The following is a 1629-nucleotide window of genomic DNA, read 5'->3' as shown; positions in this document are numbered from 1 at the left end:
CTTGCCGGGTGAGTTGATGCGCGTTATATTTTCTTTTGGTTTCGTATTTGTTTCGCAGTGGTGCTATATTGGCTGGCGCTGGCGGGCAGGACGGTTGCGAACAGGGAGATGAGCGGTGGCACAGGACGGGATCTACGACATTTTCGTGATTGGCGGCGGCATCAATGGCTGCGGCATTGCCCGGGATGCGGTGGGGCGCGGCTACAGCGTGTGTCTGGCCGAGATGAACGACCTGGCCAGCGGCACCTCGTCGGCCTCCACCAAGCTGATCCATGGCGGGCTGCGCTATCTGGAATATTACGAGTTCCGCCTGGTGCGCGAGGCGCTGATGGAGCGCGAGGTGCTGTGGGCGGCGGCGCCGCACATCATCTGGCCGCTGCGCTTCGTGCTGCCGCACCATGCGGGGCTGCGCCCGGCCTGGCTGCTGCGGCTGGGCCTGTTCCTCTACGATCACATTGGCGGGCGCAGGAAGCTGCCCGCGACGCGCACGCTCGACATGAGGCGCGATGCGGCGGCCAGGCCGCTGAAGTCGCTCTATACGCGGGCGTTCGAATATTCCGACTGCTGGGTCAATGATGCGCGGCTGGTGGCGCTCAATGCGCGCGATGCGGCCGACCGCGGCGCGGTGATCCGCACCCGCAGCAAGGTGACGGCGGCGCGGCGCGCGGCCGATGGCTGGACGCTGGACGTGCAGGACGCCCTGTCGGGCGCGGTGGAGACGGTGCGGGCGCGGCTGGTGGTCAATGCGGCGGGTCCCTGGGTGGACGAGGTCCTGACCGGCGTGGCCGGGCTCAACGCGGCGCACAATGTGCGCCTGGTGCAGGGCAGCCACATCGTGGTGCGCAAAAAGTTCGACGATCCGCGCGCCTATTTCTTCCAGAACACCGACGGGCGCATCATCTTCGCCATTCCCTATGAGCAGGAATTCACGCTGATCGGCACGACGGACCAGGATTATCACGGCAATCCGGCCGAGGTGACGATCACCGCTGCGGAGACCGATTATCTCTGCGCGGCGGCCAGCGAGTATTTTGCCGCGCCGGTGCAGCGCGCCGATGTGGTGTGGAGCTATTCGGGGGTGCGCCCGCTCTATGATGACGGGGCCTCGAAGGCGCAGGAGGCGACGCGCGACTATGTGCTGAAAAGCGATGCGCCGGCGGGGCTGGCGCCGCTGATGAACATATTCGGCGGCAAGATCACCACCTACCGGCGGCTGGCGGAGCACATGCTGGAGAAGATCGAGGAGAAGCTCGGGGCCAGGGGCAAGCCATGGACGGCGGCCGGCACGCTGCCGGGCGGCGATTTCCCGGCGGACGGCTTTGCGGCGCAGCTGCAGCGGCTGCAAGCCGATTACCCCTTCCTCGCGCCGCGCCATGCCTACCGGCTCGTACGGCTCTACGGCACACGGGCCTGGGGGCTGTTGGGCACGGCGGCATCCCTAGCCGATCTTGGCGAGCATTTCGGCTGGGATCTCTACGCGGCGGAGGTGCGCTATCTCATCGCGCAGGAATGGGCGATGACCGCACAGGATGTCCTGTGGCGGCGCACCAAGGTCGGCCTGCATGTCACCGCCGCAGAAACCGACGCCCTCGAAACCTTCATGGCCAAAACCGTCCTGCGCCGAGCGCA

1 protein-coding gene is annotated in these 1629 nt (G+C 66.6%); it reads left to right on the top strand.

The features are described 5' to 3' along the window. Positions 1-115: 115 nt before the first annotated feature. On the top strand, positions 116-1629 hold a 1514-nt coding region (glpD, locus tag AC1Q5O_RS27210; RefSeq protein WP_492567196.1), incomplete at its 3' end, for a glycerol-3-phosphate dehydrogenase.

It is taken from the genome of Phyllobacterium sp. MT110, from assembly GCF_058792715.1.
Note: the sequence above shows the minus strand (reverse complement) of the source record. Positions and strands in the feature narration are given on the sequence as shown.